The organism is Leisingera sp. F5, assembly GCF_001593695.1.
Window position 1 is genome coordinate 1 of sequence record NZ_LUKH01000099.1, and the last position, 6,581, is coordinate 6,581.

The 6,581-nt window shown below is 62.3% G+C and carries 6 protein-coding genes; 5 read left to right on the forward strand and 1 reads right to left on the reverse strand.

The genetic code is table 11. The annotated features are described in order from the left end of the window. Positions 1 to 615: hypothetical protein (locus A2I95_RS24555; RefSeq protein ID WP_291734073.1), on the forward strand; the 615-nt coding region annotated here is incomplete at its 5' end. 322 nt (positions 616 to 937) lie between these two features. Here A2I95_RS24555 and A2I95_RS24560 read toward each other — a convergent pair. Beyond that, positions 938 to 1,630: a TetR family transcriptional regulator C-terminal domain-containing protein gene (locus tag A2I95_RS24560; protein ID WP_291734076.1), complete on the reverse strand. Its 693-nt coding sequence runs from the start codon at positions 1,628 to 1,630 to the stop codon at positions 938 to 940. A 113-nt stretch (positions 1,631 to 1,743) separates the two neighbouring features. Between A2I95_RS24560 and A2I95_RS24565 the strand changes: the two genes are divergently transcribed. The 4 genes from A2I95_RS24565 to A2I95_RS24580 all read left to right on the forward strand — a co-directional run. After that, on the forward strand, positions 1,744 to 3,381 hold the full coding sequence (locus tag A2I95_RS24565) for an NAD(P)/FAD-dependent oxidoreductase (RefSeq protein WP_291734078.1): 1,638 nt from the start codon (positions 1,744 to 1,746) through the stop codon (positions 3,379 to 3,381). Between the two features lie 10 nt (positions 3,382 to 3,391). After that, positions 3,392 to 4,963: an NAD(P)/FAD-dependent oxidoreductase gene (locus A2I95_RS24570; RefSeq protein WP_291734080.1), complete on the forward strand. Its 1,572-nt coding sequence runs from the start codon at positions 3,392 to 3,394 to the stop codon at positions 4,961 to 4,963. Beyond that, entirely contained in the window at positions 4,963 to 6,141 is a 1,179-nt protein-coding gene (locus tag A2I95_RS24575; RefSeq protein WP_291734082.1) for an aminomethyltransferase family protein, read from the forward strand. Before A2I95_RS24570 ends, A2I95_RS24575 begins: the two co-directional genes overlap by 1 nt. Before the next feature lie 18 nt (positions 6,142 to 6,159). Beyond that, a partial coding sequence (locus A2I95_RS24580; protein ID WP_291734084.1) for an aminotransferase class III-fold pyridoxal phosphate-dependent enzyme occupies positions 6,160 to 6,581 on the forward strand: 422 nt, incomplete at its 3' end.

Sequence of the window (6,581 nt, forward strand, 5' to 3'; positions counted from 1 at the left end):
GCAGAAAAGTACCGGGCCGAAACGGCAGCGCGGAAGGCCGAAGAGGAAAAACGCGCGCGGATTATCCAGGAAAGGCAACAGGCCGAGCAGGTGCTGAACGCCACGAAGGCGGAAAAATCTGATCTGGCCGCTCAGCTGCGGCAGATGGTTCAGCACCGCGGTCAGGAAGAGAAAGCCGCTGCTGAGGCTCAGGCTGCCCGGCTGACTGAGGAGAAGAGGCTGCAGGAGGCAGAAGAAAAGGTCCGGTTGAAGGCAACGGAGGCAGAGGTCATCACAGATGCGATTGAAAGTGGATTAGACTTGGTTGCTGATGGGGCGGTCTTCTGGCGGGAGGCGTCTGCGGATCAGCAGGCAGGCCTGGCTTGGGGCGCGACCGCTCCCAAGACTAAGGGCGTGCGGGATGAAACGCTAAAAGAAATCCGCCCAGCGATGCGGATGGTCACGCGCATTGCTCAACTGGTGGCCCGGACCGTGAAACGCGTCCTCGCCAAGGAGCGGCAAAAGCTGAAAAGTGACGCGGATTACGTTCGCGGCCTGCGCGAGAAATGGGAGCCGGAAGATGATGCGCGGCTGTCCGGGATCTCGCTTGGTGGGATAGACAGCGGACCGAAATAGGACCGATTGCTGCCTTTCGTTGGGTGACAAGCCAAGGTTTGCTGTGCCGGACAAAGTGCCGTTTCGCTGCATGCTGCCACAATGGCAGGAAACTGCGTACTTTGTCTGGGGCGGTCCAGATGAGCGCGGAAGCAGAAGTTCGCGGCAGCCTCTTGCAGGTCCTAAGGCGGGAAAGAAGCCGACGATCAGAACCGGCACCCGGACCGTTGCCCCTTAGCAGGGAGCTACCTGAACAGTTCAACACCGCCAACGGGCCGAAGCCCATGCAATTTCAAGCGGAAATTCGTTTACGCCCAGAACCCCTGTTAAGTTGCTGACTGGCTTAACTACCAGCCTTTGCCTGGAAAGCCTCCGCATGGCTGGGAAACAGTGTCTGAAGGAAATTCAGTGTCTGCTCCAGCGCCCCTTCCCGAGTGTAGATGTGCGGAAACAAGTGCAGCTTCTGCCAGTATCCGTCGGTCAGCGAGTCAATCCAGCCGCCGGCCTTGTCGGCCTTGCCGGGGTCCTCCGGTATCAGTTCGTGGCAGATCTCGGCGAGCATTTGAGACCTCTTTTCCTCGAACTCACCGGTGATTTCGGCGTATTGAGGCACGAAATTCTGTTCCCCGAAGAAGGCAAACCAGATGGCGAGCGCGCTGGGGTTGCAGATCTTGGGGCTGAAGTCCGCCTCGATGATCGTGCGCAGGCGGGCCGCCGGGTCCTCGGGCGCTTTTTCCAGTGCCGCCTGCCAGTGAGCCTCGTAGGTCTGGTACTGATCGCGCAGCGCCTCGGTCAGAATGCCGGTCTTGGACTTGAAATAGAAGACGGCAACGCCCTGCGACAGCCCGGCTTCATTGGCCACGGTTGCCAGCGTCGTCTTGGCCAGGCCATTGGCCACGATCGATTTCAAGGTAGCATCGAGAATCTGCCGCCGCCGCATGTCGGCGTTTTCCTTGCGTTCCTTGCGCGGCTTCCTGCCGCTGCCCTGCGATGCCACCATGAGAAATCCAGATTTCAATTTTCTTCCTTGTTCCACACTTCTTCGCGGCTGTCAGCCGGATTATTTTTATTTGAGCGCTCAAAAAAACTTTACCGGAAAATTCTTCTCCTCTAGGCTCCGGTGAACGACAGCCGGACCAGGAGAGATTCATGGGGCAACACGACAGATTTGACGCCATTGTGGCCGGGGCCGGGCACAACGGGCTGACCGCGGCCTGCTACCTGGCCAAGGCCGGGCTGAAGGTTCTGGTGGTGGAAAAGAACGATTGGATCGGCGGCGCCGCGGTGAGCCGGTCCCTGCATGAGGGCTGGACCTATTCCAATTGCTCTTACGTCTGCTCGCTGCTGCGACGTGAGATCGTGCGCGACCTGGAGCTGCCGAAATACGGGCTGCAGGTGATCCCCTATGAAGGCGGCGCCAGCTTTGACAGCGATGGCGATTACTTTGCCTATATGTCGGATCATGACGCCTTGCGCCGGGAAATCTCCCGCCATAGTGCCCGCGATGCCGATGCCTATGACCGGTTCAGCCAGACGGTGATCCGCCAGTGCCGTTTCATCCGGCCCTTCCTGCTGCGTAACGCGCCGGACCCGACCTCGCTGAAGCCGCGCGATATTGGCGAGCTGCTGTTCCTGATTAAGCAGGCGCATGGGCTGGGCAAGAAGGAGCTGGGCGAGACCCTGCGTTTCTGGTCGATGTCGATCGGCGATTTCCTGGATGAGCATTTTGAGAATGACCTGATCAAGGCGCATATCGCCGGCGCGGGCATCATCGGCACCGGGCTGGGCGTCTACTCCCCCGGCACCGCCTATGTGCTTCTGCACCACTACATGGGCGATGTGGACGGCGCGATCGGGGCCTGGGGCTTTGCCCGCGGCGGCATGGGCGCGATCTCCAACGCGCTGGGAGCCTGTTTCGAGGAGGCAGGCGGCACCATCGTCACCGGCTCCGGCGTCGACCGGTTTCTGGTCAGCAACGGCACGGTCACCGGAGTGGCGCTGGTCAACGGCGACGAATACCACGCGCCCATCGTCGCCTCCAACATGGATGTGAAACGCACGTTCCTGCAGCATACCGGCGAGCAGCACCTGCCTGGCGATTTCGTGCAGGCGGTCAAGCGGTTCAAGATCCGCGGCTCCTCGGGCAAGCTGAACATCGCGCTGGACGCGCTGCCAGACTTCCCCGCCGCTCCCAAGGGCGCGCCTTTCCTGCGCGGCGATTTGCATTGCGCCGACAGCCTGAACGAACTGGAGCGCGCATACGACGACTGGAAGGAGGGACGCTGGTCGCAGAATCCCTATTTCGACATGCTGATCCCCAGCCAGATCGATCCGACAATGGCACCGCCGGGCAAGCACATGATGACCGTCTTTGTGCAATACGCGCCCTATGACCTGGAGGTCGGCGGCGTGCGCGCGGGCACCAACTGGAACGGCCAGACCCGCGGTGCCTTTGCCGATTGCGTCTTTGACAAGCTGGAGCAGGCCTGCCCGGACATCCGCAGCAAGACCCTCCACGCAGAGGTCCGCACACCCTGGGACATCGAGCAGGAGGTGGGCTTGACCGAAGGCAACATCTTCCAAGGCGAACTGACCTTTGACCAGCTGCTCTTCAACCGCCCGGTGCCGGGCTACGCGCAATACGACACTCCCATCAACGGCATGTATATCGTCGGCTCCTCCGCCCATCCGGGCGGCGGGGTGATGGCGGCGCCGGGGGCAAATGCCGCCCGCGAAATCCTGCGAAATATCAGCCGGGGCGGCAACATGACCGGCTACGCGGCCTGAGGAGCGGAAGATGACCACACCAATCTACGACGCAATTGTCATCGGCGCCGGCCACAACGAGCTTACCGCTGCTGCGACACTGGCCCGCAAGGGTAAATCCGTCTGCGTGATCGAGAAGAACGCAACCGCCGGAGGCATGGCCCGCAACACCACGTTTGCAAACGGGATACAGGCGCCGGAGATCGCGCATCTGCTGTATAACCTGCACCCCAAGGTGAAGAAGGAGCTGGGCCTTGGCTCCGCCCGCGCACCGCTGGAAGTGCGCGATCTGCCCGCGGTTTCGCTGTCGGAGGACGGCAAACATGCGGTGATCCGCAACGGCAGGGCAGAACTGGCATACGGCCGCCCGCACCCCGAAGCCGCGCCCTTTGGCGAACTGATGCGCCGCCTGACGCTGTTTGCCGGGCTGCTGGGGCAGCTTTCAACCAAATCCCCGCCCTCGCTTGAGGGAGGCCTGGCCAGCCTGGCCAAGCTCACGGAACTTGCCGGGCTGGCCAAGCTGGGGCTGGATCTGAAACGGATGGGCAAGAAGGACATGCGCGAATTTCTCCGCGTGCTCTTGTCCAATGCCTATGACCTGATCCTGGACGATCTTGAGGACGGCCCGCTGGCCGGTGCGCTGGCAGCAGATGCGGCGCGCGGCGCCTTTGCCGGGCCGCGCTCACCCGGGACAGTGTTCTCTCTGATGTACCGTCTGGGCCAAGGCGGCGGCGCGCAGCTGCCGTTGGGCGGCATGGGTGCCGTTGCGGCGGCATTCGAGACCGCGGCCCGCGCCGCCGGGGCGGAAATCCGCACCGGTACTGGCGTAGCCCGGGTGCTGACCGAAAACGACCGCGCGGCAGGCGTGGTGCTGGAGGATGGCACCGAAATCTCTGCCCGGGCGGTTCTGAGCAACACCGGACCGATGCCCGCGATGATCCTGGCGGGGGCGGAGCATTACGACGTGGAAGCGGTGCGGCGGATGCGCAACCAGCGCTGCAAGGGCACCGCGGCCAAGGTGAACCTGGCTCTAAGTGCCGCGCCCGAATTTACCGGGCTAAGCTCCGAATTGATGGCCGGCCGGTTGCTAATCGCGCCCAGTGCCACCTATGTCGAACGCGCGTTCAACCCGGCAAAATACGGGGATATGCCTGAAAACCCGGTGATTGAGGCCGTTATCCCGAGCTTGAGCGATCCGGCGCTTGCCCGCGACGGGCAGCATGTGCTGTCGGCCGTTGTCAGCTCCGTCCCCTATGAGCTGGAAGGCGGCTGGGATAAAGCCGCCCGTGAACGGCTGGCAACCGCTACCATCGCAACGCTGGAGAACTACGCCCCCGGGATCAGCGCGCTGGTCACGGAAAGCCAAGTGCTCAGCCCCGCCTGCATCGAGGCGAAGACGGGCGCGCCAGGGGGGCATTGGCACCATGCGGAGATGGGCATCGACCAGATCCTGACGGTGCGACCTGCCAACGGCATGGCGCACTACCGGTTCGGGCCGGAGGGCTACTACCTCTGCGGCGCAGGTGCCCATCCGGGCGGCGACGTGACCGGGCTGGCCGGCCGCAACAGCGCTTTGCAGCTTCTAAAAGACGGGGTGATCTGATGACCAAACATGTACCCATCGGGCTGATCGAAACCCCGTTCCAGCCACGGCTGGAGGCGCTTAGCACCGCCAAGAGCTGGACCAATTGGGCGGGCTATGTATCACCCGCGATGCTGGACACGGTGGAGTTCGAGTATTTCGCGATCCGCAACCAGTGCACCCTTTTCGACATCTCGCCGATGCACAAGTACCGCATCACCGGGCCGGATGCCTTGAAGGTGGTGAACCGGCTGGTGACCCGCGACGCGGCCAAGCTGCGCGACGGGCGGGTTGGCTATGTCCTGTGGTGCGACGAAGAGGGCATGGTGATCGACGACGGCACTCTGTTCCGCTTCTCGGAGACTGATTTCCGCCTGTGCTGCCAGGAGCCGATGTACACTTGGCTGCTGGACACTGCCTGGGGCTTTAACGCGGAGATCACAGACGAAAGCCAGGACATCGCGGCGCTGTCGCTGCAAGGCCCCACGTCGTTCTCGTTGTTGCAGGACGCGGGCCTGCAGGTTGTGGCGGAGATGAAACCCTTTGACCGGCGCGAAATAGAGCCGGATCTCTGGGTTTCGCGCACCGGGTTCACTGGCGATCTTGGCTATGAGCTGTGGGTTCCGAACGGCAAGGCGCTGGAGCTCTGGGACCGTTTGTGGGCCGCAGGCGGCCATTGGGGCCTGAAAGCGATTGGATTTGAGGCGCTCAACATCTGCCGGATCGAGGCCGGGTTCATCGCCGCCGGCTTTGACTTCCAGCCAGTGCATACCGCCATGCGTCTTGGCCGCGGCCGGAGCCCGCTGGAGCTGGGTTTTGGCAAGATGGTGGATTTCACCAAGGGTCACTTCAATGGCCGCCGCGCTTTGCTGAAACAGCAGGAAGCCGGTCTGCGTTACCACCTGCGCAAGATTGACATCGGCGGCTTCAAACCCGCGGATGGCGCGCTGATCTACCACAAGAAAAAGAAAGAGGTGGGGCATGTGACCTCCGGCGTCTGGTCGCCCACCACCAAGCGCAACATTGCGCTGGCCGAGTTCAAGGCGCCGTACGGCGAGGGCATCACCGATGACCTCTGGGCCGAAGTCTACGTTAATGAGGAAGGCCAATGGGACAGGCGGCTTGTGCCGGTCGCCATCGAAGAAAAGCCCTTCTTCATCAATAGCCGCGCGCGGGCGACCCCGCCGCGCCCGTTCTAATCCGTAACAGGTATCCCAATGACCAAGATGAAACCGAACACATTCGCAAACGAACCAAGCCCGGACACCCTGCATGAGTGGGATCGGACTCATCAGCTGCATCCTTGGATGGCAATGGACGACTGGCGCGGTTACGACAACATGCTGATGGAGACCGCCGATGGCATCCATCTGTGGGATGCTTCCGGCAAGCGCTATATCGACGGGCCGGGCGGCATGTGGTGCACCCAGATCGGCTATGGCCGCCAGGAGATGGCCGATGCCATCGCCGCACAGGTGATGAAGCTGCCCTATACCTCGCCCTTCACCAACACCACCGAGCCGTCGGCTGTGCTGGCGAAGAAGATCGCGGACATTGCCCCAGGGGATCTCAACAACGTCTTCTTCACCACTGGCGGCTCCACCGCTGTGGATACCGCACTGCGCACCATGCAGTACAT

What these genes read in the sequence shown, in the direction of transcription:
- A2I95_RS24575 (WP_291734082.1), top strand. Translation starts at nt 4,963, where the DNA reads ATGACCAAACATGTACCCATCGGGCTGATCGAAACCCCGTTCCAGCCA.
- A2I95_RS24570 (WP_291734080.1), top strand. Translation starts at nt 3,392, where the DNA reads ATGACCACACCAATCTACGACGCAATTGTCATCGGCGCCGGCCACAAC.
- A2I95_RS24565 (WP_291734078.1), top strand. Translation starts at nt 1,744, where the DNA reads ATGGGGCAACACGACAGATTTGACGCCATTGTGGCCGGGGCCGGGCAC.